The 24,663-nt window shown below is 53.0% G+C and carries 28 protein-coding genes; 19 read left to right on the forward strand and 9 right to left on the reverse strand.

All coding sequences use genetic code 11. From position 1 onward, the window contains the following. Positions 1-4: 4 nt before the first annotated feature. From BAA01_10450 to BAA01_10460, 3 genes are all read right to left on the reverse strand, one after another. Positions 5-265 (reverse strand): iron transporter FeoA, encoded by a 261-nt coding sequence (locus BAA01_10450; GenBank protein OUM85488.1) that lies wholly within the window; start codon positions 263-265, stop codon positions 5-7. Between the two features lie 91 nt (positions 266-356). Next, the gene (locus BAA01_10455; protein ID OUM85489.1) at positions 357-1,220 is read right to left on the reverse strand and encodes a hypothetical protein; all 864 of its coding nucleotides are present in this window, start codon (positions 1,218-1,220) and stop codon (positions 357-359) included. Between the two features lie 15 nt (positions 1,221-1,235). Continuing rightward, positions 1,236-3,122: a hypothetical protein gene (locus BAA01_10460; protein OUM85490.1), complete on the reverse strand. Its 1,887-nt coding sequence runs from the start codon at positions 3,120-3,122 to the stop codon at positions 1,236-1,238. A gap of 225 nt (positions 3,123-3,347) precedes the next feature. Here BAA01_10460 and BAA01_10465 point away from each other — a divergent pair, with 225 nt between their 5' ends. From BAA01_10465 to BAA01_10495, 7 genes are all read left to right on the forward strand, one after another. Then, the gene (locus BAA01_10465; protein ID OUM85525.1) at positions 3,348-3,884 is read left to right on the forward strand and encodes a hypothetical protein; all 537 of its coding nucleotides are present in this window, start codon (positions 3,348-3,350) and stop codon (positions 3,882-3,884) included. A 212-nt stretch (positions 3,885-4,096) separates the two neighbouring features. Next, positions 4,097-4,660 carry a hypothetical protein gene (locus tag BAA01_10470; protein ID OUM85491.1) on the forward strand — a complete coding sequence of 188 codons (564 nt, stop codon included), beginning with the start codon at positions 4,097-4,099 and terminating at the stop codon, positions 4,658-4,660. A 142-nt stretch (positions 4,661-4,802) separates the two neighbouring features. Next, a complete protein-coding gene (locus tag BAA01_10475) occupies positions 4,803-5,024 on the forward strand; it encodes a hypothetical protein (protein OUM85492.1) in 222 nt (73 codons plus the stop codon). Between the two features lie 46 nt (positions 5,025-5,070). Further along, entirely contained in the window at positions 5,071-5,292 is a 222-nt protein-coding gene (locus tag BAA01_10480) for a hypothetical protein (GenBank protein OUM85493.1), read from the forward strand. Between the two features lie 154 nt (positions 5,293-5,446). Beyond that, complete coding sequence (locus tag BAA01_10485; GenBank protein ID OUM85494.1) at positions 5,447-5,599, forward strand: YvrJ family protein; 153 nt, start codon at positions 5,447-5,449, stop codon at positions 5,597-5,599. Between the two features lie 107 nt (positions 5,600-5,706). After that, positions 5,707-6,489: a 3-oxoacyl-ACP reductase gene (locus BAA01_10490; protein ID OUM85495.1), complete on the forward strand. Its 783-nt coding sequence runs from the start codon at positions 5,707-5,709 to the stop codon at positions 6,487-6,489. A 91-nt stretch (positions 6,490-6,580) separates the two neighbouring features. Next, positions 6,581-6,982 carry a hypothetical protein gene (locus BAA01_10495; protein OUM85496.1) on the forward strand — a complete coding sequence of 134 codons (402 nt, stop codon included), beginning with the start codon at positions 6,581-6,583 and terminating at the stop codon, positions 6,980-6,982. Positions 6,983-7,006: 24 nt separating this feature from the next. On the opposite strand, the gene BAA01_10500 is transcribed toward BAA01_10495, so the two are convergent. Beyond that, positions 7,007-7,396 (reverse strand): hypothetical protein, encoded by a 390-nt coding sequence (locus BAA01_10500; protein ID OUM85526.1) that lies wholly within the window; start codon positions 7,394-7,396, stop codon positions 7,007-7,009. Positions 7,397-7,703: 307 nt separating this feature from the next. On the opposite strand from BAA01_10500, the gene BAA01_10505 reads away from it, so the two are divergent. From BAA01_10505 to BAA01_10560, 12 genes are all read left to right on the forward strand, one after another. Continuing rightward, positions 7,704-8,135, forward strand: coding sequence for a hypothetical protein (locus tag BAA01_10505; protein OUM85497.1), 432 nt, complete (start codon positions 7,704-7,706; stop codon positions 8,133-8,135). A gap of 131 nt (positions 8,136-8,266) precedes the next feature. After that, positions 8,267-9,238, forward strand: coding sequence for a hypothetical protein (locus tag BAA01_10510; GenBank protein OUM85498.1), 972 nt, complete (start codon positions 8,267-8,269; stop codon positions 9,236-9,238). 110 nt (positions 9,239-9,348) lie between these two features. Then, the gene (locus BAA01_10515; GenBank protein OUM85527.1) at positions 9,349-9,792 is read left to right on the forward strand and encodes a hypothetical protein; all 444 of its coding nucleotides are present in this window, start codon (positions 9,349-9,351) and stop codon (positions 9,790-9,792) included. Between the two features lie 222 nt (positions 9,793-10,014). Further along, positions 10,015-11,700, forward strand: coding sequence for a hypothetical protein (locus tag BAA01_10520; GenBank protein OUM85528.1), 1,686 nt, complete (start codon positions 10,015-10,017; stop codon positions 11,698-11,700). A gap of 122 nt (positions 11,701-11,822) precedes the next feature. Then, positions 11,823-12,404: a PadR family transcriptional regulator gene (locus tag BAA01_10525; GenBank protein ID OUM85529.1), complete on the forward strand. Its 582-nt coding sequence runs from the start codon at positions 11,823-11,825 to the stop codon at positions 12,402-12,404. Positions 12,405-12,425: 21 nt separating this feature from the next. Further along, entirely contained in the window at positions 12,426-13,094 is a 669-nt protein-coding gene (locus BAA01_10530; protein OUM85499.1) for a ubiquinone biosynthesis methyltransferase UbiE, read from the forward strand. Positions 13,095-13,183: 89 nt separating this feature from the next. Continuing rightward, positions 13,184-13,945: a hypothetical protein gene (locus tag BAA01_10535; protein ID OUM85500.1), complete on the forward strand. Its 762-nt coding sequence runs from the start codon at positions 13,184-13,186 to the stop codon at positions 13,943-13,945. A gap of 128 nt (positions 13,946-14,073) precedes the next feature. Continuing rightward, the gene (locus BAA01_10540) at positions 14,074-15,771 is read left to right on the forward strand and encodes a hypothetical protein (GenBank protein ID OUM85501.1); all 1,698 of its coding nucleotides are present in this window, start codon (positions 14,074-14,076) and stop codon (positions 15,769-15,771) included. A 145-nt stretch (positions 15,772-15,916) separates the two neighbouring features. Further along, the gene (locus BAA01_10545; GenBank protein ID OUM85502.1) at positions 15,917-17,134 is read left to right on the forward strand and encodes a potassium transporter; all 1,218 of its coding nucleotides are present in this window, start codon (positions 15,917-15,919) and stop codon (positions 17,132-17,134) included. Between the two features lie 21 nt (positions 17,135-17,155). Further along, positions 17,156-17,644, forward strand: a complete 489-nt coding sequence (locus BAA01_10550) for a potassium:proton antiporter (GenBank protein OUM85503.1) — start codon at positions 17,156-17,158, stop codon at positions 17,642-17,644. A gap of 605 nt (positions 17,645-18,249) precedes the next feature. Continuing rightward, on the forward strand, positions 18,250-18,699 hold the full coding sequence (locus BAA01_10555) for a DUF4442 domain-containing protein (protein ID OUM85504.1): 450 nt from the start codon (positions 18,250-18,252) through the stop codon (positions 18,697-18,699). Positions 18,700-18,760: 61 nt separating this feature from the next. Further along, complete coding sequence (locus tag BAA01_10560) at positions 18,761-19,960, forward strand: hypothetical protein (protein ID OUM85505.1); 1,200 nt, start codon at positions 18,761-18,763, stop codon at positions 19,958-19,960. 22 nt (positions 19,961-19,982) lie between these two features. On the opposite strand, the gene BAA01_10565 is transcribed toward BAA01_10560, so the two are convergent. The 5 genes from BAA01_10565 to BAA01_10585 all read right to left on the reverse strand — a co-directional run bounded on the left by BAA01_10565 (position 19,983) and on the right by BAA01_10585 (position 24,523). Then, complete coding sequence (locus BAA01_10565) at positions 19,983-20,579, reverse strand: hypothetical protein (protein ID OUM85506.1); 597 nt, start codon at positions 20,577-20,579, stop codon at positions 19,983-19,985. A 369-nt stretch (positions 20,580-20,948) separates the two neighbouring features. Then, positions 20,949-21,131 carry a hypothetical protein gene (locus tag BAA01_10570; GenBank protein OUM85507.1) on the reverse strand — a complete coding sequence of 61 codons (183 nt, stop codon included), beginning with the start codon at positions 21,129-21,131 and terminating at the stop codon, positions 20,949-20,951. A 61-nt stretch (positions 21,132-21,192) separates the two neighbouring features. Further along, positions 21,193-23,478 carry a thiamine ABC transporter permease gene (locus tag BAA01_10575; protein ID OUM85508.1) on the reverse strand — a complete coding sequence of 762 codons (2,286 nt, stop codon included), beginning with the start codon at positions 23,476-23,478 and terminating at the stop codon, positions 21,193-21,195. Positions 23,479-23,798: 320 nt separating this feature from the next. After that, entirely contained in the window at positions 23,799-24,197 is a 399-nt protein-coding gene (locus BAA01_10580) for an ATPase (protein OUM85509.1), read from the reverse strand. Continuing rightward, on the reverse strand, positions 24,194-24,523 hold the full coding sequence (locus BAA01_10585) for a transcriptional regulator (protein OUM85510.1): 330 nt from the start codon (positions 24,521-24,523) through the stop codon (positions 24,194-24,196). Before BAA01_10585 ends, BAA01_10580 begins: the two co-directional genes overlap by 4 nt. Positions 24,524-24,663: the final 140 nt, after the last annotated feature.

Raw genomic sequence — 24,663 nt, forward strand, 5'->3', positions numbered from 1 at the left:
TTCCTCACCCACCTTCGCTGCCAATCGGAATTCCGAAAATCCTGGAACTTTCCTCTTTCCTGAGGGCGATGACGGTGCGATTCACTGAATAGGCTGCCGGATCTCCCAGCGGACTCCTGCGGATCATTTTCACCGTCGCGCCGGGCACAAAGCCCAGATCCAGCAGGCGTCGCCGCATCGCCCCTTCCAATGTAAGCTCAGTGATGCGGATTTGTTCGCCGGCTTTTAGGTCAGACAAGGCTTTGACATGGTCGGAGGATGACAAAGGTTTCCCCTCCCAAATGAAGTTAGCCGATGATATGAATGTTTCTCTAGGGAAACTTTTAGGCATATTATATGAAAGGAAGGGGGTTTTGTCAATCTTCTTGAAGCCGGCGATAGGCAGCAGCCAGGCTGTACGTCAGCCAAAGGAGGGCAAATTGCTGCAGGATGGTGGCCAGAATGGCGCTTACGGCAGACAGCGAAGGGAGGAACACGGCCTGCAGGCAGGCGATGACGGCAGTGGTCAGGAACCAGAAAACCATCGGCAGCAAGAGGCTTTTGCCAAATGCCCGGTTCATCGTCTGGTGGAGGGCCCGTTTGGCTCCCTGGAGCAGTTTGTCTCCTTCGGCCAGCGTCACCTGCCAGCAGGTGAAAAAACTGAATCCCCAGCTGAAAAGGAAGATGGCGCACACCACCAGAAGCAGGATGGTAGCCAGCGTCGCCAGTTTGCTGTACATCACCAGCTGGTTGGCGAGCAGCCATAGCGACCATCCGACGCCGCCGGCCAACAGGCTGCTGAGCAAAAACTGAACCAGGGTGACGGCGTAAAATGCGGATAACCGGTGTGACAAGCGTTGCCATAAAAGAACAAACGAGGCGGTGGGCTGGGGCTGCCGCAGCTGGGAGAAAACGAGCAACTGAAGCAACGGCTGCAGCAACAGTTGCAGCAGCGTGAAGAGCCCGAGGAACAAAACCATCTGATGGAGAAGTGGGGAACGGAGGAATTCATGACCTCCTTCCAATGCCAGGGTGATGTAACTTTCGACAGGCACCCGTTCCAGTGCCGCCGGCGGAATGGCTGGAAGAAGGCGGGACAGGCCGGGAATCATGACCTGCTGATGCAGCCAGAGAAACAGGAGGCTGACCAGCGACAGCAACAGCCACAAAGACCAGCTGGCCTTGGTCAGGTTCCATCCGGCGCGGATGGTTTGAATGACGCTGAATGTTTTGCTTGCCATCATCATCCCCCTCGATCAGAACAGCCAAAGCTTCAAATGTTCCAGCCAGAAACTGAGTTGCCTGGCCCAGGTGAGAATCGTCTGTTGGCTGACAGGACGGTAGAGGTTGTTCACGTGCTGGATCTCCATCGGATTGGAAAATTCGGGATCGATCCAGGCCCATTGGATGGCCGGGCCTTCCAGCACGACGGGATTGGGCCCGCTTTTTGCGTTCCAGGTGATCTCTTCCGTATGTCCATCCGCAAACCGAATCAGGATGGGGACGTTCTGGCCTATGTCGTCTGTGACGTCCAGCGTGATGCGATGTTTGTACCGCCCAGGCTGGGCAGTGGCTTCAGAGTCGATGTTTTGGATCCGGTAGTCCACCATCCGCTCGCGAAAGACAAAGCGGTTGAAAAAGTCGTCGAAATTTTTTCCGCTGACTTCGTTGATCGTGGCCAGAAAGTCTTTCGTTGACGGGTGGGAAAAGCGATACCGGTTGAAATAGGTTTTCAGGATCCGGAACATCTCCTGCTCGCCGACCACCTCTTCGATTCCGGAGAGCACGCGGGCGGCGCGCAGATACACATTGGCGGCATAGGCATCGTCCCCGTATTCCCAGGCAGGCAGGCTCAAGGGGGCCGGTTCGAGAATCGGCGTCATCATCGTCAGCCTGCTGTAATGGGGGAGAATGGTGGACATCATCTTGTTTTCGCTATAGGTGGCCAGTCCTTCATCCAGCCAGGGTTCTTCAAACTCGTTGTTGGCCACCATGCCGTACCAGTACTGATGGGCCAATTCGTGGACCACCACCTGTTCGAGGGCCAGACTTTCAACCGGGACGGAGGCATCCCAAGCCGTGATCAGTGTCGGATATTCCATGCCGCCGGCGCCGCCTGCCCCAGGTGGCGGGACGACAATGCTCAACGTTTCATAGGGGTAGGGACCAAACCACGCGCCGAACCGGTCCATCGTCTGACGGGTGATCTGGAAGTATCGTTCCTTGGCCGCTTGGTGTGCCGGGTCCAGGTACAGCAAAACGGTAATCCCTTTTGTCCCAAGTTCAGGGAAAGTGCGCTTTTCGACGAGAAAGTCCGGTGAGGCCGCCCAGGCGAAGTCATGGACATCCAGCGCCTCAAACGTCACATGTTTCCAGCCGTTTTTGGGCTTGGGTTCTGCCGCCAGCTTGCCGGTGGCCGCGACTTGATAGGATGCGGGAACGGTGATCGTCACCTCAAAGGTTCCGAAATCGGCATAAAACTCTGAATGCGCGTGGTACTGATGCGCATTCCATCCTTCTTCCTGCCGCTGCCGTTGTCCGGCCACCTCGTACGCCGCCAATTTGGGAAACCACTGTCCGGCCATGACGAACTCTTCAAAATATCCCATCCGGGCGAACACTTTGGGCAGTTGCACGCGAAACGCCACTTCCAGCTCTAGGCTTGTTCCCGGTTTTACCGGTCGCGGCAGGTCCACCCGCGCCAACGTCCGATCGTCCGGATTCCCGTCATCCGGTTGTACAAAGCGCATGGCGGGCAGCAGATTGGTTCCATCAGCCAGCCTGAGCGCGGTGATCTCCATCCAGCCTGGTGAACGCTGATCCATCTTGTCCTCACGCAGGACGCCGCCCGATTCTTTGATAAACGTCGATCCTTTTGAAAAGGCGTTGGGATAGAGGTGGATGTAGATCTCGGAAACCGGCTTTTTGCCGGGATGACGCCAGCGAATGCGTTCCGTTCCGAGCAATTGTTTTTTCCCGGGATCCAGCTTGACGTCAATCTGATAGGCGACCCGGCGCTCGCTGAGCGCCGCATCTTCCGTGGCTTCTGCGGGTGTAAGGCTGATCATGGATAGAAAGCCGAGGAAGAGGATACCAGACAAAGTGATCAGCAGACGAAGCCAAAATGGTACGGTTGTTCGCACGCCCGTTGCCCCTTTCCATTGCATCAGGAATATCACGGTCTGTCCGGTTTGCTTTTCCAGACACTTGTTATGAGAAATCTATGTGGCTATTGTAGCAAACATGTCCATGCGGAGAAATTTCCTTGTGGATGGGCCCCCAGGGAACACTTGACTAAGAACATATGTTCGTATATGATGGTGGGACAGGCATAAAGGTGGCGAATGCTGGTATGGGGGAGGGAGTTTATGAAACGTCAGGAAGTTCTGCGGGCGGTGGAACAGTTTGTCTTGCAGGGTGTGGCCTTTTTGCCGGAAAATCAGCCCGGGATCGGGGATCAGTTGCGACTGTTGCAAGAAGACGGTTTGACGACGGCGCTGCCGGTGCAAGTGAACCGGTTTCTGAAAGGGATCGCCTACTACTATGGGACCGACTTGACGGTGATGCGCCAGCGGTACGGACAGGCGATTGCAAGGAAGCAACTGATTCCGCTGCCTTTTACGGAAGATTGGATTCTGGTTCCGTTCAAGGTCAGGACGCCGATTGGCCGCCAGGTGGTGCATGGTTGGTTTGCCGCCCATCAGATCCGCCAGATGGCGGCGCAGGCACCGCAACGGACGCGGCTTGCGCTGGCAGGTGGACATGACGTGACGGTCCACCACTCGCTCAATTTTTGCCAGATGCAGCTGCGGCATGTGACGCTTGTTCGCCATTTGTACGAAGAGATTCACTTTCGCAGACGTTCTGCAGCGGTCAGAGAACGGGGTGAAACCTACCTGTTTTAGATGTGGACCGAATCCAGGGGATGGCCTCCGGATGACGGGTCTTTTTTTGTGCCGCCGAAAATCAAGATTTTTGTTTTTCACTCCCAAAACCTTCACCCGGGCAGGGAAAGTGCGGCGAGACCGAAGGTGTGCCGGGGGAAGGATGGCCGTATCCTGTTCTTGCGCGCATGATTCGGAAGGGCCGGCCCTCCATGTGTGGAGGGAGATTGCGGATGTCAGGGAAGCGGATCGAAGAGTGGGTATTGGCCGTCCAGCGTGGTGAATCGCAATGGCTGCCGGAAATTGTCTCGCATTACGAACCGCTGGTGCGCAGCCTGGCCAGACGGATGGGCCGTTCATGGGAGGATGCCTGTCAGGAAGGGCGGTTGGCCGTCGTCGAGGCGGTTTACCGGTTTGATGCGACGAAGGGATGTTATTTCGGCGCTTTTGTCAAGAAACGGGTGTGGGCTGCGCTGCGCACCTTGCAAAGGCGGGAGTGGCGATGGGGCCGGGAAGGTCCGGCGTGGACCCGTGAGGATGAGGAAGCGGAGGGGGACTGGTGGGAAGAGCAGCCTGATCCCCGTGCTGACGTGTTGGATGAGCGTCTGTTTTGGCATTTGTTGTCGGAAACGCTTTCAACAAGGGAGCAATTGGTGATTGAACAACATCTCGTGGCCGGCCATACCTTGCGGGAACTGGCAGCCCGGGAAGGCGTTTCGGTGGAAACGGTGAAAACCTGGAAACGCCGCGCCTTGCAAAAGCTTCGCGCAGGGGCGGCTCGTTTGTTCGAGATGTGATCCGGATCAATTTTCCCTTGCCGTTTGTCCCCTTTTTCTTAAGGCACGGTGCATGTTATCCAGTGTGACCGGTCACACAACTTGCGGGCCGTCGGGTCCGGCATCATGAAACGATCTCAAATGACGAAAGGAGAGGATGCGCATGGCTGTGACAAAAATCTCCGGAATGAGCCGGATGGTGCTGGGGTTTGAAGTCGGGATGGACGAGTTTGGACGTCCCGTCGTTCGCAGCCAGACACTGCAAAATGTCCGTCCCGATGCGGATGACCAGGATGTGTATGACGTGGCGCAGGCCCTGGCCAGTCTGCAGGCTTATCCGTTGAGCCACGTGGTCCGCGTCGATCAGGCGCAATTGACCGAGTAAAGGTTTTTGACAATCACATGCCAATCCAAAGTGAGGAGTGAGGGCCATGAACAGCAAAACACTGGAACTGATTTTTCGCACGGAAGCCGGCAGGACCGTGCGGATCACCCTCAGGGATCCGATTGAACCGGTAGAACCGGCGGCCGTGAACAACGTCATGGACACCATCCTGGCGAAAAATCTCTTTCAAACCAATGGTGCCAACTGGACGGAAAAGGTGGGGGCCCGTCTGCAGGATCGGACGGTGACGGAACTTCCTTTGGCGTAACGCCAGAGGGAACGCAAGACCATCGAATTTCCTTGACGGACAGATGACAAGCTGAGGCGGTGCAGGACTCCATGCAGGACGAGGGACAGGACGAAGGAAGAGAAAGCCGGAGGGGGAACACCCCTCCCCATGTTTTTCAGGGAGGAGTGGGAAGGTGGATGTCTGGATCGGCTTGCTGAAAGACCTCGGATTTCCCATCGTGGTGACCTTGTATTTGCTGATGCGGATCGAGGCCAAACTGGAGCAATTGGCAACCAGCATCGTACAACTGGATCAGACGCTCCTCCAATGGCTGGAGAAGCGGTGAGGAAGCGGGGGGTGTCCATGGTTGTCACGGAAAAGTAATGGTGCCTCCCGGGATTCGGTAGTATAATGATTTTGTACAGACGATCGAACCTGGGGAGGTTTTCTTGTATGGATCTCGGATTGAAGGATAAGGTGGCCCTGGTGGCTGCTGCCAGCAAAGGATTGGGATTCGCTGTCGCAAAAGAACTGGTGCGGGAAGGGGCGCGCGTGGTCATTGCCAGCAGGGACGCATCCCGGATCCAAAAAGCTGCGGAGATCATTGAGCAGGAAACGGGAAAATCTGTTTTTCCCCTTACGGCAGATGTCGGACGAGCGGAAGAAATCAAGGCGTTGCTTGATGAAATTGGAAAACGGTACGGACGTTTGGATGTCCTGATCACCAACGCGGGCGGGCCTCCGAGCGGGAAGTTTCAGGATTTCGATGATGGGGATTGGGAGGATGCGTTTGTTCGGAATTTTCTCAGTGTTGTTCGGCTGATTCGGGGCAGCCTGCCGTGGATGAGCGAAGGGGGCAGGGTGGTAGCGCTGGCTTCTTCCTCTGTCCGCCAACCGATTCCCGGGCTGATTCTCTCCAATACGATGCGGGCCGGGGTGGCTGCCCTGATCAAGACGCTGGCCGAAGAGCTGGCCGGGCAAGGGATTTTGCTCAACACGGTATGTCCAGGGCGGATTGCCACGGATCGGCTGATTGAATTGGATTCCATTCGGGCACAAAACCTGGGCCTCAGTTTGGAAGAGGTGCGCAAAGAAGCGGAAGCCGCCATTCCGCTGAAGCGCTACGGAGATCCGGAAGAGTTTGCCCGCGCTGTCGTATTTTTGGCTTCCTGGGCCAATACCTATATTACGGGACAGGTGTTGCTGGTGGATGGCGGACTGGTTCGGGCCCTGTGAAGGGCCCGCTTTGTATGGGGGCCGTTTTTTTGGTAGTATGTGGACATGGAACGGTTTGGAAGATCAGCCGGAAGCTTGAGGAGGGATAGCGATGACAGAGGTCCAGGAAAATGGCGTCGTTCGCATCGCGGATGATGTGGTGGCGATCATCGCCGGGGTGGCTGCTTCTGAGACAGAGGGAGTGGCCAGCATGTCAGGCGGGATTACGGAAGGATTTGCCCGCCGCGTCAGCGGAAAAAACGTCACCAAAGGAGTCAGCGTGGAAGTGGGTTCCGTGGAGGCCGCGATCGATCTGCGCGTGATCGTCAAGTATGGCGTGAAAATCCATGAAGTGGCCCGCAAGTTGCAGGAAAACGTCAAAGAAGCCGTGGAGACGATGACGGGGTTGCGGGTGGTTGAAGTCAATGTGAAAGTGGAAGGAGTGGAGTTTCCGGAGAACGCTCCTCGGCATGCCGCCAAGGAGAAAGCCGCGCAGGAACCCCGCCTGAAGTGACAGACCTGAACTGACAGATCTGAATCAACCGCGCAGCCACCACAATGTCAGGAGATGGCCAAGCGCGGCAAAGCCCAGCCCGACGAGATTGCTGCTCAGCATGTAGAGAAGGGCTGTGGCCGTTTTGCCTTCCTGGAACAACAGCAGCGTCTCATTGGCGAAGGTGGAAAAGGTCGTAAACCCCCCGAGAAAGCCGGTGATGAGAAAGGCTCGTCCTGCCGGCGAGAGCCAGGGGGTTTCCAAGCCCAGCGTGAAGATGATGCCGATCATCAGGCAGCCCAATGCGTTGACCACCCATGTTCCCCAGGGAAAAAACGGGGATGCCGTGGTGGTCAGCGCCGTGACCAGGGTTGACAGCGCATATCGTGCCGCCGAGCCCAATGCGCCACCCAGTCCGATGAGAAGGAGAATCAGCAGATTTTCCAAGTCACTTCCCCCTGTCCATGCAAACGCGGTGCATGCAGCATTGATTGTACATGAAAGATGACTTTCTTGCACCGTGCCATTCCGGTAGATGCGATCTGTTTGTCATCATTCATCATGCTGCTTTTTTATTCTTCTTTATTCTAATTTTTGAATAAATTGTGGTCAACAAATGAAAAAAAGGTGAAACTTTACGAAAAGTGAGGTCCCGCAGTCGCAGGGACTTTTTTCATTGATTAAAATGGGATTGGAGACATATGATTCCAGGGTTTATCTATACTGTGGGAGGGGATCATCCATGTTCAAGAAAATTCTTGTGGCAACCGATGGCTCAGAAGGTTCCAAGAAGGCGGTGCAAACCGCGGTCAAGCTGGTGGAAGGAGCATCCGACGTGCAGGTGACGCTCATCACGGTCGTCCAACCCGTTCCTCTCAGCCTCTATGCCGATTTGCAGGCGCTGAACATCGATCCGATGGCGAATATAGAGCGGCAGGCGCGGGAACAGGTGGAGGAGGATGCCGCCTCCTTGCGTGATGCGGGCGTTGCCTGCGATACCAAGGTGGTCGTCGGCGATCCGGGTACGGAAATCTGCCGGGTGGCCAAGGAGGAAGGATATGAATTGGTCGTCGTCGGCAGCCGCGGCCTGAACCAATTTGCGGAGATCGTTCTCGGGAGCGTGAGCCACAGGGTGCTGCACCACGCGGGCTGTCCGGTGCTGGTGGTCCGGTAAGCGGAAGCGTTCAGGCTCGCCGGTCAGGGTGAGAGAAAACCTCGCCTTGATCGGCTTTTTTGTTGTTTTGGCGTGCCGTATTTTGGTGTAAGATAGGGATGTCGCAGAAAATAGGGAAGGGTGAAAGAGGTGTGAACAAAAGGCGTTGGATTGCGCTGGCCATCATCGTGGTTGTCGTCGTCGCCGGGATTGTCGCCAGTGTGGCGACGGGCGGACTGGATATGGCGTTCGGTTCCTCCAATGGCTGGGAGGAGGAAGTGATTTCCGGCAGCGGCCATGACCGGGTTGCGGTGATCACGTTGGATGGCGCCATTAGCGAGTCGTCCGCGGGGGGATTGTTCGGAGACGGCTTTATCTTCGATGATCTGATGTCCCAATTGCAGCAGGCGCTGGAAGATCCGGCTGTTCGTGCTGTCGTCCTTAGAGTCAACAGTCCCGGCGGGGAAGTGGTCGCCTCTGATGAAATTTACCGAAAGATTAAAGAAATCCAGGATAATGGAAAACCTGTGGTGGTCAGCATGGGGACGATGGCGGCGTCTGGCGGCTACTACGTTGCTGCGGCGGCGGACAAAATTTATGCCAATCCCAATTCTTTGACCGGCAGCATCGGGGTGATTTTTACCCTGCCCAATTACCAGAAATTGGCTGACCTGATCGGTTATAAGGAAACAGTGATCCAAAGCGGCAAAATGAAGGATATGGGCAATCCGCTGCGGGAGATGCGTCCGGATGAGAAACAGGTGTTTCAATCCCTGGTCGATGAAACGTATCATCGGTTTGTCGACCTGGTGGCCGAGGAGCGGGGCCTGCCGCGTGAAAAGGTCCTGACCATCGCCGACGGCCGGATTTACTCCGGGCAGCAGGCCAAGGAACTGGGTTTGGTGGATGAACTAGGCACCCTGGAGGACGCGATCGAGGCGGCCAAGGAGCTGGCTGGTCTGGAAGAGGCGCTGGTCATCCGGTACACTTATCCGCCGATGAGCTTATTGGATTTCACCGGCGGGTTTTTGGGCAAGCCGAATCATCCCTCGCCGCTTTCCGGTTTGAAGGAATTGCTCCCATTTTCCCAACAGCCCAGGTTGATGTATCTGTTTCAGCCCTGATGATCCGTGATATGCTGCCAGTGTCGTTGCGTATGACTATGAAGAAGAAATGAATGAGGAGGGTAGCGTCCATGGATGCGGAAAACCGGAATGTTCACAATGAGGAAGGCGTGGAACATGTGCACAGTGGCTCAGGGACAGGAGCGGAGTACCAATATGCAGGCTTTTGGCTCCGTTTTCTCGCCGCGGCGATTGATGGAATTGTGCTCTGGGCAGCGTCTGCTCTCACTTTTGACCTGATTCGAAAAGCGCAGGGAATTGGCCGATGGGATTTTTCCTGGGTGGATATTGTGGAGTTTATTGCAGAAGCTGCATACTTTGTCATCTTAACCGTGGTTTATGGCCAGACGCTCGGTAAAATGGTCGTCGGCATCCGCGTCATTCCCCAGGAGGGTGGGGCCAACCGGTGGGGCGCAATCATTTTACGCGAAGTCATCGGCAAATTTGTTTCCGCCATCATCCTTCTGATCGGGTATCTGATGGCTGCCTTTGATTCAAAAAAGCGGGCCATGCACGATCGGATCGCGGGCACCTATGTGATCAAGGTGCGGTAAGGGCTATGAATGAAAGCCAAGCGAAAACCAGGGGACTGAGCCAAGCGGGGAAACGATATAAGCGGGGGAACGATACCCCCTGCTTTTTTCTTTTTCTGCGGAATTGGCATGTGATGTATGGCCAAGGAAGATGTCGCAAATAGTATGTTCTGACAGGAGGGGCCGACGGGAGCGGGAATGCCGTACGTGAGATGGAATGGAGGATGTGGAATGGAGATGGGCATGCAGAGAGCGAAGAGGATTCCAGGCCAACCGGGAACGGTCGCGGAGGCCGTTCTTGAACTGTGTTTTCGATGGGGCGCAAGGCGAATCTACGGCGTGGCCGGCGATGCGATTCTGCCGTTTCTTGCGGCACTACGACAATTTCCGGACATCCAGTACATCGGCGCCAGGCATGAAGCCGCGGCTGCCATGATGGCCTCCGCCGAGAGCAAGTTGACAGGCCGGTTCGGCGTCTGTACCGCCACGAGCGGGCCGGGTATTGCCAACTTGCTCAACGGACTGGCCGATGCGGCCGCAGACCGGGTTCCCGTGCTGGCCATCACGGGCCAGGTGCCGACGGCAAAGATTGGCACCGGAGGCAAGCAAGACCTGGAACAGCAGCAATTGATGGCGCCCATAGCGGTCTACTCGGCCACGCTGTTCCACCCGGAGGCGGCGGCAGAGATGTTGCTGCGGGCCATCGTCACCGCGATTGAGAGGAAGGGCGTCTCGCACGTGGCCATACCAAAAGATCTCTGGCATGCACCTTGGTCCGGCGCCGTCAAAAGTCCCTTGGGTGTGCTGGTGCGGGCCCGGCAACGGGAACTGGAGCAATTGGCGACTGCTGTGCAGTGGCTGCAATCGGCAGCCAGGCCGATGATGCTGATCGGGGAAGGGGCCCGGGGAGCCACGGCGGAGATCATCCAGCTGTCGGAACGGCTTTCGGCAGGGGTGATCGAAACGCTGGGCGGCAAGGGGGTGGTGCCGTACGATCACCCTTATCATGCGGGAGGCATCGGCGAAGGCGGAACGATGGAGGGAAGCCGGCTATTGGCGGAGGCGGATTGCATTCTGGTGATCGGGGCCAATTGGTATCCCCAAGGGTACACGCCCCGTAGCGCCCGGCAGCGGCCGCTTCGCCTGATCCAGATTGATGCGCAAGCTGCCCATATCGAGTTGCACCCGGTTGCCACATGCGGTTTGGTGGGCGATGCGAAGGAAGTCTTGGCCTTGTTGCTGAAACGGATGGAACAGGGAGAGGGGGCACCGAATCGCAACCGGTGGGTCCAGCGGTTGCAGGAGGCAAAGCGGCAAATTGTAGAGGAACAAGATCGCGAGCGGCAACTGACCGGTCATCCGGTACCTCCCCAACGGGTACTGGCCGCACTGGACGAGATGCTGGATGAAGATGCCATCGTCACTGTGGATACGGGAGATCACACCGTCTGGTTTAACCGCCTGTTCCGCGCCAAGCGACAGGAGATCCTTTATTCCGGAAAATGGCGGACAATGGGGTATGCCCTGCCTGCCGCGATTTCCGCGAAGCTGGCGAATCCGGAGCGGCAGGTGGTTGCCCTCGTCGGGGATGGATCCTTCGCGATGACAGGCATGGAACTTGGGACGGCGGTGGCGCATCAACTGCCGATTGTGGTCGTCATCTTGAACAACCGGCTGCTGGGCAAGGAGTACAGCATGATGCTTGCGCAGGGGGTGCAACCATTCGGAGTGTCCTTGACCAATCCCGACTTTGCCGCACTGGCGCGGGCCTTTGGCGCAGAAGGGATTCGGGTGGAACGGGAGGATGCGTTGAGTCCGGCTTTGTCGGCGGCATTGCACGGTCATCGCCATGTGCCCGTCGTTCTGGATGTGATCTGCGGCGCACCTGTTCCGCCGCTGGCGAAGTATCAAGCCGTGATCCCGACCTAGTTCGTTCTCCGAGGGGAGAACGTTTTTTTTATTGACTTAGTCATATTATTAATGTTAATATCTTTACTATGAACGGCATGATGAAAAAATCACCGCTCGCTTTGGCTATCCTTTGCCTTTTGATGGAAGAACCGATGCACCCTTACCGCATGCAACAGCTCATCAAGGAAAGGGGGAAACATGAGGTCATCAACGTCCGTCACCGGACAAGCATCTATCAAACCATTCATCGTTTGCTGCGGGACGGAGCCATTGCAATTCAAGGGAAAAAACAAAATGAAGGCAAACCGGAACTGACGGTTTATGAGATTACGGACAAAGGCCGAAAAGCCGCGTACACATGGTTGCGCGAAATGCTTTCCACGCCAAAACAAGAATTTTTCGAGTTCCCCGCCGCCGTTTCATTTTTGATGCTTTTGACGCCGGAAGATGTGGCCGAGCAATTGAAAAAAAGGGTGAATGCGCTTGCAAACACATTAGCTCGGATCAATCATTCGCTGCAGACGGCCATGGCGGAGGGATTGCCCCGCTTGTTTTTGCTGGAGACCGAATATCAACGGACCTTGGTGATGGCCGAATTGGAGTGGATACACTCCGTGATGAAGGATATCCAAACGCGCAAACTCCAATGGGATGAGGAATGGCTGCGAACGATAGCGAAAAAATTTTCTAACATGGAAAGCGAAGAAAGCGAAAGCTCATGATGAGGAAGAGGAGGAACCTTTATGGCCGGAAGAGTGAAAAAAGGATACAAGGGCATCGGCATGGACGGCCCCATTGCTAGGTGGTATGCGAAAAATACCCGCAAAAACATCAAGGATTATCAAAAAGATGCGAAAAAGGTTGCGGCAAATGTTTCAGAAGGGGCTGCGATTCTCGAGCTGGCCCCGGGACCGGGATACTTGTCCATTGAATTGGCAAAGCTCGGCAATTACAAAGTGACCGGTTTGGACATCAGCAAATCGTTTGTGGAGATGGCCCGGGAAAAAGCGAAGGAAGAAGGGGTGGAAGTGGACTTTCGGCAAGGGGATGCGGCGCGCATGCCGTTTGAAGATGAAACCTTTGATTTTATCATCTGCCGGGCGGCTTTCAAAAACTTTGCGCAACCCATCACTGCCCTTGACGAGATGAACCGGGTGCTGAAAACCGGCGGAAAAGCGTTGATCCTCGATTTGCGGGGAGATGTTTCCGCTGAGGCGATGGACAAACATGTCGAAGAGGAACTGGGCCTGACGGGATTCGATGCCATCCTGACAAAATGGATATTCAAGACCATGCTGATCAAACGGGCATACACGAAAGATGCGTTCAGGGAATTGGTGTCCAAGAGCAGTTTTAAAACGGGCAAGATTCTAGAGGATACGATAGGATTGGAAGTATGGCTGGAAAAGTAAGGCTGGAAAAGTAATATTCCTTCAGCCGGTACCTTCGGCCGGTACCAACGATCGAAAGCGCCATTGAAAAAAGGGAGAGGTGTTGAAAGATGGACGTCTACATCATCACGGGGGCATCGAGAGGATTGGGAGAAGCCTTGGCAAAAAAGTTGCTTGCCAAAACCAATGTCCTTTTTTGCGTTTCCCGAACCGACAATCCGGCATTGCGGCAAATGGCAGAGGCGCGCCAGTGCCCGCTTCGCTGCATTGCTTATGATCTGAGAGAGGTTGAGGGTCTGGAAGAACTCATGAGAGGGATTTTCGCTGAGATCGCCTTGCTGCATCCGGTTCATGGCATCACCCTGATCAACAATGCCGGCATGCTGCAACCGGTCAAGCGCATGGAAAATGCGACGGCGAGCGAACTGATCGGCAATCTGCAGGTCAATCTGGCGGCGCCGATGGTGCTCTCGGCCCTGTTTGCCCGTTTCAGCCGCCAATTATCCGTCCAACACAGGATGATTGTCAACATATCCTCCGGCGCCGGCAAGAACCCTTATTACGGGTGGGCCGCCTATTGTGCCTCCAAGGCGGGCATGGATATGTTCACCCGGGTCATGGGCTTGGAGGAATCCGCGCAACCGCTTCCGGTCAAGGTGGTTTCCATCGCTCCGGGAGTGGTTGACACGGCCATGCAGGAGGAAATTCGCAAGGCAAGCAGGGAGGATTTTATTCAGGTGGATCGATTCAGAGAGTTGAAGGAAAGCGGCAGCCTGCTGAACCCGGATGCAGCTGCAGAAAAGATCCTGGAAATCGTGGCCCGGCCAGACGTCAACAACGGCAGCGTGCTGGATGTCAGGGACTTCTTGTAAAAATACTGGAGGAAAATCTTGATAAATCCCCCGATCGTATGGTAAAATTTACTAAAATTTTTTATGGATAAAATCATGTTTCACAATTATTTCGACATTTATTGCAGTGCAACAGGGGGATGAAGAGATTGAAACGTTTCCTTAATCGGCTAAAGTTACGGCAAAAGATATTAGGTGGTTTTGGACTCATTCTGTTGTTGCTTGTCATTTCTTCTATCGTGAATAACACGATGATTGTCCAGATGAACGGGAATGTTGACCAGATCATTAACCGGGAAACCAAGCAAATGATCGATGCGACCAACCTGAATCTTCTGGTGACGCAGGTCAATTCCAATCTCCGCGGGTATTTATTGACGGCTGATGACGAGCAATTGAAACGTGCGCGGGAGCGGCTAGTCAATGTCGGTGAATTGGAAACTCGCGTTTTGGCTGTGGTCAATGATGGGGATGTCAAAGAAAAATTGGAGCTGTTGGACCAGTGGGCTGCTTTGATTAACCAACAGTTGATCCCTGCTATTGAGTCGCACAATCATGATTTGGCGACGGCAATTCTCAGCCATCAGGTTGTACCAGTTGCCCGCTTGGTGCAGGAAGGACTGGATGCACATTTGAATCAGAAACAGGAAAATGTGGTCCAGTTAGGGGCTCAGGCCGTTCAAAAGGGGCAGCAGGCCTTTATGACGACGGGCATCTTTTCGATCGTTTCCGTTGCTTTGGGGTTACTCATCGCTTTCTTTTTGACCAACCCGATTGTGAAACCGATTCTCCAGCTGGGGGCGTTGGTGCGTCAGTTGGCTTCCGGCGATTTGCGCATTGACAAGGTGGAAGTCGAGAGCCAGGACGAGGTCGGGAAACTGGTGCAAGATTTTAATCTCATGGCGGATAATCTGAAGGGGTTGATTGAACAACTGAGCCTCCATGCAGAGCAGGTGGCCTCCGCTTCCCAGCAGCTTTCGGCGACGGCGGAGGAGACGACCCAGGCTGCCCAACAGATCGCGACCACGATTCAGGAGGTGGCCAGCGGCGCCGAGATGGGAAGGCGGGGCGTTGAGGAAAGCTCGCGCGCGTTGGAAGAACTGGCGGCAGGGATTCAACGGGTGGCTGAAAGTTCCTCTGTGGCTTACGATGTTTCGGAAAAGGCGGCCGAAGAGGCCAATGAGGGGAATCGCGCGATCCAAGAAGCCGTGGAGCAAATGACGGCCATCGACGGCACCATGTCTCACCTGTCTGAAGTGGTCCGGATGCTGGATGAACGGTCGCAGGAAATCGGCAAGATTGTGCAAGTGATCACGGATATCTCCTCCCAGACCAACCTCCTGGCGTTGAACGCTTCCATCGAAGCGGCAAGAGCGGGAGAGCAGGGCCGCGGGTTTGCCGTGGTGGCCAATGAGATACGCAGCCTGGCTGAACAGACGAGGGGTTCGGCGGAAGAGATCATCCGCCTGATTGAAGAAATCCAGCGAAACACAGAGCAGACGGTCAAGGCGACGACAGACGGAGCCGAAGCGGTGCGTGCGGGTACCGTTGCGGTCAGTGAAGCGGGCAAAGCGTTTGAACGGATTCTGGAAGCTGCGCGCAATGTCGTGATGCAGGTGCAAGAGACGTCGGCAGCCGCCGAAGAAATGTCCGCGAGCACGGAAGAGATGACCTCCATGTTTGAAGAGGTGGCACGTTCCGCCAAGGAAAGTTTATCAGGGGCGTCCACGGTTTCGACTGCCACCGAGGAACAACTGGCCTCGATGGAGGAAGTGACGGCATCGGCTGATTCGCTCAGCCGGATGGCGGAAGAGTTGCAGCAACTGGTTCGGCAATTCAAGATCTGATTTCATTCAACGGGCATGATCGTTTTTCCCCTCCTGACCGAATGAAGGAGGGGATTTGTTTTGTCAAATTGGTTATTCATGCAATTTTGTTTTATACTAATGAAGCATATCGCTAGTTTAAAGCGGGAGGGGTCTAGGCATTGTTATGGATCACATGATCTTCGAGGTTGGAACCGCACTCGTGTTGATAGCAGTGGCTTCTGTACTTGCCGGAAAATTGAAATTTTCAATCATTCCTTTTCTGATCAGTCTCGGGATGTTGGTTGGTCCGCATGCACCAACCATTGGAATATTTGATTTCAAGTTCATCGAAAGCCAGGAAATCATTGATTTTTTAGGGCGAATCGGGATTCTGTTTCTCCTCTTTTATCTGGGGTTGGAATTCTCAGTCCAAAAATTGATCAAATCCGGACCCAACATCATTTTTGGCGGAAGCATCTACGTTCTGTTGAATTTTTTGCTTGGGTTGGCGTATGGGTTCCTGATCGACTTCCCGCTGTATGAAACGTTGATTATTGCCGGCATGCTGTCCGTCTCTTCCACTGCGATCGTGGCCAAGGTTCTGGTTGACTTGAAGCGAACCGGAAATCCTGAAACAGAGCTCATATTAGGCATGATCTTATTCGATGACATCTTTCTGGCCGTATTTTTGTCGATCATGTCAGGATTGCTTCTTGGAGGCTCGGCGTCAGTTGTTGGAGTCATTCTTTCCGTATCGATCTCCGTGGGTTACATGCTTTTGTTTTTTGTCATTGCCAGAAAAGGAACGCCTGTTTTAAACAAGCTTTTGAATATCACCTCGAATGAAATCTTTATCATTGTGGTGTTTGCTGCTTTGTTTTTTGTAGCTGGTTTCTCGGAAACCTTACATGTGGCGGAAGCAATTGGCGCTCTGCTGTTTGGTCTGGCGTTGTCTGAAACGGAGCACAGCAAAAGGATTGAGCAACTGGTTGTTCCATTTCGGGATTTTTTTGGCGCGGTGTTCTTTTTCAGCTTCGGTTTAAGCATCGATCCGCTGACCCTTGGCGAAGCTGTATGGGTAGCGGTTGGCGCCGTGCTGCTAACGATCATGGGAAACGTTATCGCCGGAATGATCGCTGGGAGAAAGGCGGGGTTGTCCCACAAAGCGTCCATGAACATTGGGTTGACTATCATGGCGCGGGGAGAATTTACCATTATTGTGGCAAACCTGGGGGTTACCGCAGGACTCATGCCGCTGCTCAAGCCTTTCTCCGCTCTCTATGTCCTGATATTGGCCATTTTGGGGCCTTTGTTTGCCAAACAATCGAAGCATATTTATAATGGCTTAAATAAAATATTTCGATGGAGCCAGTCAGAGAAAAAACGTAAAAATATGGGATAATCCAAACGGAGGATGCTGCAAATGGGTATTATCAGAGAATCTGATCTTCCTGGTATCGGGAAAAAGTTTCAGGTGGAAACGAGATCAGGAGATAAGATGGTGATCATTATCCACGACGATGGCAGGAGGGAGATCTATCATTTCCTGGAAGACGATCCGGATGAAAGCGTTTCGATGGTCACGCTGGAGGATGAAGAAGCGCGACAGATCGCCGCGATTATCGGCGGCATGACCTACAAACCCAAAGCGTTGGAAACAATTGAAGTGTCACTTGAGGATTTGATTATTGAATGGTGCAGAATCGAACCGCACTTCAAATGTGTTGGCAAATCCATCGCTGAATTGCAGGTTCGCCAAAGAACCGGCGCGACGATTCTAGCCATTGTGGAGAAGCAGAAACAGAAAATCAATCCGGGTCCCGACGACCGGCTCACGGCGAACACGACGCTTGTTGTCGCCGGCGAAAGAAAGCAAATCAAGTTGCTCAAGGAACTTTTGTTGCAGGGGTAATCACGAGGCGAATTCGGGGGACACGCATCGAAATGATGGTGATGCTGGGGCTAAACAGCCCCTTTTCATTTGTCCATGCCGCCCATGCTTGGGCGGCATTGGACGTCTCATCACGTACGAGGCGACAAAGGAAGTGGGCGAATCCGGTACTTGCCCACTTGTTTCATCACAGTTTGGGTTCAAATGTTTTACAATCCGTTTCTTCAGAACTTGATGCTTGTTTTCCCATTCGGTTTACGACATAAATCGCCGAAGCGTTGCACTTGTTTCCTGCGCCCCAGTACCTACAGGAACTCACTTCGCATAATACATCCTTGGCCATCGAAGATTCACCTCCTCTTCGATTATCTTGAACAAATCCTAGGAGTTTAAACCGAATCCGCCGGGTGGCCGTGAGGGAGGATTTTCCCGATATTAAAATTTCCCGCCAGTGTATATTTTTTACCCCTTTGACATTTTTCTGTTGACTTATTTGTCTGTACATCATATACTAAAAGAGACCGATTGGTCTTAAAATGGATCGTCTATAAGCAAGAAGTCGACCGATCATGATTATTTTTTTGGTTTAAAACAGACCGTTTGGTCTTAAAAAAGGAGTGACTGGCATGAGTAAAGCGATAGAACGAATGCAAAAAATTATTAATGGAGAAATTTCCCCTCCCCCTATCGCAAAACTGATTGGATTTAAGTTCGTTCACATTGAATACGGAAGCTCCATCTTTGAATTGGACTGCGACACCGAAAAACATGCCAATCCGATGGGAACCGTTCATGGCGGGATCTTGTGTGACTTGGCTGATGTCGCCATGGGCACGGCCTATAGCAGTACCTTGAATGATGACGAGACGTGCACGACGGTAGAGTTGAAAATCAATTTTTTAAAACCGGTATGGAATGAAAAGCTGATTGCCAGAGCGAAAGTCATGCATAAAGGCCGGACGACAGGTTTTGTTCAATGTGACATATTCAATGAATCTGAAAAACTGGTTGCCTATGCGACGAGCACTTTCATGACATTGCGTGGAGAAAAAGCCAAAGGAAGGGAACTGCAATGATGACACGCCGACATCCGGTTCTGTGACGCCGATTCGGCCTTTGATTAAGGGAGGGGTTCCATTGCACCGCTCGCATGTGAAGGAAGGGAAGCGATTTTGGCTTTATATTTTGGTGGGTACGTCCCTATTGATTGCTTCACTAGGATTTGGACGGATGGGGTATGGCATCGTTATGCCCTTTATGCGTGAAGACTTGGCTTTTACATATGATGGCGCCGGGCTGATTGGTACGGCAAATGCTTTGGCGTATCTCGTCTTCAGCGGAATGTCAGGAAAACTGGTTAAGAGATGGGGAAATAAGGCGATGATCATATTGGGAGGATGCGCTGTCGCCGTCAGTTATGGAGGATTATCCTTATCGAACGATTTTTACCTGGATGTTATGTTCATGTTCCTGAATGGCATGGGCACAGCTTTCGTCTTTATTCCTCTGGTTGGAATGTTGGTCGGTCGGTTCCCTCATAAAAGAGGATTGGTCATTGGATTTCTCATGAGCGGAGGTGGAGCAGGCGTCCTGTTGGCAGGCATGATCATTCCGGCACTCATGATGATATGGGAGGAAGGATGGCGATACGGATGGGCGGCGTTTGGCATTTTCGCAGCTCTGGTTACCCTTTTGGCTCTCGTGGTGTTGAAGGATTCCGTCATCGCAACCGGTCAACGTGACTCAACGGATGAATCGGCCGCTGCGGTTTATCGCGAGAAAGGGGTATTGCTTCTCGGCTTGCTGTATTTCAGTGTGGGAACCGCCTACCTGATTCCAATGACCTTCCAAATGGGATACATGATTGCAGAAGGGATGGATGCCGTGACAGGCGGGACCTTGTTTGCGACAGGCGGCGTGTTGGCGATCATCAGTGGACCGGTATGGGGCGCGTTGTCAGATCGATTCGGGAGGGCCCTGACCCTTGTTCTCGCCATTTTATTTTTTGCCATGGCAAACATCGCATCCGTGATTCTTCCCAACTTTGCCGGATTTCTGCTCACTCAGATATTGTTGGGAAGCACGATATCCGGCATGTTTGCCCTCATTCAAGCCTCATTGACTGAACATGTGCCCGTCCGTCAAATACCGGCAGCGCTCGGGTACATCACCGTGTTTTTCTCGGTGGGTCAGTTCCTGGGTCCCATGTTGGGAGGGTTTATGATCGAACATAGCGCAGGATTTAAAGCTGCGCACCTGTTCTCAACTTTCATGACCGCTATCGGTTTGTACATGGCGATTGTTCTGTACCGATCCCCGAAAAAAGCTCAGTTATAAAAGGGAGGTCCATTTTTATTTGCTATGCATGATGTTGAATATGAGTGATCTGGTCTTTGAGGAAGCGGATGGCCCTATTCATGTAAACGGGATCATCGTAGAGTTTTGTCATCATCAATGCGCCTTCGATGGTTGATATGAAAATGGTCGTCATGGCATCGGCGTCGATGGCGGCGGAGAACTCGCTGTTTTTCATCCCTTTCAGAAAAATGGCATGTACCATTTTATACAGTTCGCTCATCGCTTTCTGAGCCTCGGCACGCAAATCCGGATGAGCGTCATCGGATTCAATGGCTGCATTCATGATGGGGCATCCACCCGGCAAGGGCCGTCCATTGGCCAAATCACAAAACGTGTCAAGGATCGCGTACAAACGCTCAGTGGAAGAATGTTTATCCGATAATGCGTCGGTATAATTCTTCCTCATTTCTTCAATGGCATACCGGAATGCATGCAGAGAAAGTTCCGTTTTGCTCTTGAAATGATTGTATATCCCGCCCTTTTCAAGACCGGTTTCTTTCATCACGTCGGAAATGGATGTTGCTAAATAGCCCTGTGTATTCATCAGTTTTGATGTTCTTTCAATAATCATTTTTTTGGTGCGTTCGCCCTTTCGCATGGCCTGACCTCTTCATAAGATTTTTTCAAACCAGTTAGTCTTTTTTATCTTACGGACCGCCATTCAGAATGTCAACAAACAAGGAGCAAACAAAAGCGGCCAAACGGGTGGATGGTTGCATGCGATCGAATACCTGAATCATTCGCTCGCTTCTTAAAACGCAAGATAATGCTATACCTCATGAATTACAGTTTAATAGTCCGGTATTTTAACGCATCTATTAAAATCATAAATAATCCACCAACAATATCTAACCAGGACAACCTGTAAAACACAGTACGAAGGTGATCCAGACCACGCTCATGATTTTCATCATGAGTATACCACCCTCATTTGGTTCTCTTTAAAGGAAGATTGAAAGCTTCGTTTTCACGCATCCTTGGGTTTTAGTAAGCCGTAAAGCGCCCATGCAGCCCCCAATAAAGTCCATAGAAATAGAAACACATATACTTTCATTATAAGCCTCCATATAATGGATGCATAGAATTGCACATAACTGCCCGTTACTGAAGCGAGAGGCTGCCGATTCTGCTGGCAGCCCTGGTTGAGCATACGTAAGTTTAACCTTTAATATGTTCTCCTTGTCATGCTAAGAAATTACGAATCCCATACATTACGAAAGTGGATTTAATGCATTCTTCAAGTATCTTCCCGTGATCGACTGCTCCGCATGGATGATCTGCGAAGGTGTGCCCTCGAACACCACCTGGCCGCCCTTGCTGCCTCCGTCCGGTCCCATATCGATGATCCAATCCGCTTGGCTGATCACATGGAGGTTGTGCTCGATGACGATCACCGTATTGCCGGCATCCACGAGGCGGTTCATGATCCCCAGAAGGTGACCGATATCTGACATATGTAGGCCGGTCGTCGGCTCGTCCATCACGTAGATGCTGCCCTTCTTATGCAGCTCGCTTGCCAGCTTGATGCGCTGGCATTCCCCGCCCGAGAGCGTGCTGAGCGGCTGGCCGAGTGTAATATAGTTCAGCCCCACATCACTCATCGCCTGGAGCTTGCGCACAACCTCTTTTAGAGGAATGCGCTGAAAAAAATCCAATGCCTGCTCCACAGTCATCTCCAGCACTTCTGCAATTGACTTGCCGTTCAGCTTGTACGCGAGCACCTCTTCCTTGAACCGTCTACCTCCGCATACTTCGCATGGCAGCTTCACGCTGTCGAGGAATGCAAGGTCTGTATACACAACACCCAGCCCTTTGCAGTTCTCGCAAACCCCCTTGGAGTTGAAGCTGAACAAGCCTTGGTTGACCTTGTTCGCGGAAGCAAACGCCTTGCGCACATCATCCATGATGCCCGTGTAGGTTGCGGGATTCGAGCGTGTTGACACTCCTACCGCCGATTGGTCGATGACGATCGCATCCGGATGCTGACTGAGGAATACTTCCATAATCAGCGTACTCTTGCCCGAGCCGGAGACCCCCGTAACTACTGTCAGCACTCCGGTTGGAATATCTACACTCACGTTCCGCAGGTTGTGCAGTGTGGCATCCTTGATTGACAGCTTGCCGGACGGTTGCCTGCAATCGTGCTTCAGCTGGAGCGGCCGCTTCATGTGGGTGCCTGTCAGCGTACCTGCCTCCAGCAGGCCTTGGAAGCTTCCTTCATACACGATGGTACCGCCGCGGCTGCCGGCGTGAGGCCCGACGTCGACGATATGATCCGCCACCTTGATCACATCGGGATCATGCTCGACGACAATCACGGTATTGCCCTTGTCGCGCAGCTTCTGAAGCAACCCATTTAACCGGTGTACATCACGGGGGTGCAAGCCAACGCTGGGTTCATCAAAGATGTAAGTGACATCCACCAGACTGCCGCTCAGGTACTTCACCATCTTGACGCGCTGCGACTCGCCGCCGGACAATGTATCAGTCTCACGGTCCAGCGTCAAGTAGTCAAGTCCGATATCCACCAGATGCTGCAACCGCTCCGTCAGCGACTTGACGACCGGCGCGGCGATCGCGTCGTCAATCTCCCGAATGACGCGGATGAGCTGTCCGACCTCCATGGAGGACATCTCCGCAATGTTGAGTCCATTGATCCTGCAGCTGAGCGCGGCCTGACTGAGTCTCGCGCCGCGGCAGCTGGGGCAGGGAACCTCGGTGATGTACGGCGCAACAGCTCGTTGTGTGCGCTCGGACATCGTCTTCACATCCCGCTTGATGTACTTGTTGGTGAACTTCTCGATGATGCCTTCCCATGTAATATTCATTGCCTTCCCGGCGAACTGCATCTCCACTTTCCTCGCCTTGCCGTACAGCAGTTGCTCCAGCTCCTCATCCGAATAATCGCTCAGCTTCTTGTCGGGATCGAAGAACCCCGTCTGCACGATCATCGTCCAATCCCAGCTGTTTACCTTATAGTCCGGCAGCAGGATTGCCCCTTCATTCAATGACCTTGACATGTCCAGCGCCTTGTCGAGGTCGACGCCGAGCCTGCGGCCGATCCCGTTGCATTCCGGGCACATCCCGTTCGGATCGTTGAAGGAAAACAAATTGGGCGGTCCGACATGCGGTTCTCCCAAACGGGAAAACAGCAGGCGGAGCAACGGGGAAATATCGGTAATGGTGCCTACCGTCGAGTGCGACCCACCGCCCAGAGGTTTCTGGTCGACGACAACCGCCATGCTCAAATTTTCGATCGCATCGGCATCAGGCTGCGGATACTTCGGCAGAAAGGTGCGGACGAACATGCTGAAGTTTTCGTTCAGCAATCGCATGGATTCTGCGGCGATCGTATCGAAGACGATCGACGATTTGCCGGAACCGGATACACCGGTGAAGATCGTGATCTTCCGCTTGGGAATGCGTAAGGATACGTTTTTGAGATTGTTTTCCCTCGCGCCCGAGATTACGATAAACTCCTGATTCGATTCGCACATGCTTAACATCCTTCCGGTAGTGTTAATTTCTACTTATTTTCACATTGTATCATTCATCGTGCATAGAAAGTCGGGCAGCCCGAACTTGCACCTGCATAAGTAAGGCTTAGACAATAGGGCGATCACATACTAACTTTATCCATACGCACTTAGTGCGGACTTGACCCGATACGACAAGAACTTGTCAGATTGTCCGAAGTAGACATAACCGGCTGCAAACTACATGCAGCCGGTTTATGTTGATTCGGGTCAAGCAGGGTTCAACTATCGTACCCATTCATTTAGCATTGGGGAAGGAGATGTTTTAGTACCGAATGCGGTTATTGTTCCAACATCTTTTTAAGCTTGCCGCACCATTCACCCCAGCCATACTTAGCGCCTTCGACTCCTTGAGCATTTGAGAATCCGGTTTGTTCGAGATGAAGGTTAACCTTTCCGTTCCCTAAATCCTGCAGCGTCCAGGTGACCGTGTGCTTCTCCCCTGCGCTGGCCCAAGTATAGGACAACCGGTATGGTTCGTCCACGATAAGCACTTCGCCCTCAATAATTCCATTCCACCCACCGATCGGCTGAGTGCGAAACTGAAAACGGTGTCCTACGACGGGCTTAAAATCATTTTCCATGACCCACTTGGCAAGCTTGCTTGAATCGGTTAAGGCGGACCAAAGCTTCTCGATCGATGTCGTGAACTGAAAATCCAAGGATAATGTTAAACTCATTCTTCTTCCTCCTCTAATAGTTGGTTCAAGCGCAACATATTCGTACTCCAGAACTTGCTGTAGAAAGCCACCCAATCTTGAACTTCTCTGAGTGGAGAGGCGTTTAGCCTAAATCGCGTTTCTCTGCCGACTTTTCGGTCAAGTACCAGTCCGGCCTCTTTAAGGATTTTCAAATGCTTGGATACCGCTGTCCGGCCCATTGGAAACTGTGCCGTTAACTCATGAAGCGCTTTCTCCTCTGCCTCTGCTAACAGACGAATCAGTCGACGCCTAGTTGGATCTGCAATCGCGTCAAACACATCCCGCGACTGGCTGTTCCCGCTCACAACACCCCCTCCTAAGTATTTTGTTGATTCAAGTGAAACTGATTCAGGTTCCAACTTTCCGAATGACTAACTCCTAATTGGACACCATTTGGTGACGGTTTGAATTTAGAACACCATTTGGTGTCGTGTCAACAACATTT

The sequence above is a fragment of the Bacillus thermozeamaize genome (assembly GCA_002159075.1).
Taxonomy (GTDB): Bacteria; Bacillota; Bacilli; order ZCTH02-B2; family ZCTH02-B2; genus Bacillus_BB; species Bacillus_BB thermozeamaize.